General features: G+C 61.2%; 2 pseudogenes. Both read left to right on the forward strand.

Going from position 1 to position 291, the window contains the following annotated elements:
- Positions 1-153, forward strand: a pseudogene (locus tag EN807_RS34635) (alpha-glucoside ABC transporter permease); the annotation flags it as partial.
- A 1-nt stretch (position 154) separates the two neighbouring features.
- Positions 155-291, forward strand: a pseudogene (locus tag EN807_RS37285) (carbohydrate ABC transporter permease); the annotation flags it as partial.

A 291-nucleotide genomic window follows, 5' to 3' on the forward strand; every position in this document is an offset into this window, starting at 1 on the left:
ATGGTTCTCGCCAATCTCATGTTCGACTGGATGTTCCGCGGCGGCGGTGATAGCGGCCGAAGCGCTGTTATCGCGCTCATCATCATGGCGGCCGTCACCCCGATCATGGTCTGGAACATCCGCCAGGCAAACCGCGAGATGGAGGGCCGCTGAGATGGATATTGTCAAACGCCTCCGCCGCGTCGGCCTGCCGCGGCTCATCGTTCACGCCAGCGTTCTGATCGTCGTGCTGCTCTGGCTCTTGCCAACGCTCGGCATTCTCGTGAGTTCGCTGCGCGACAAGGATCAGAT

It is taken from the genome of Mesorhizobium sp. M5C.F.Ca.ET.164.01.1.1, from assembly GCF_004792125.1.
Taxonomy (GTDB): domain Bacteria; phylum Pseudomonadota; class Alphaproteobacteria; order Rhizobiales; family Rhizobiaceae; genus Mesorhizobium; species Mesorhizobium wenxiniae.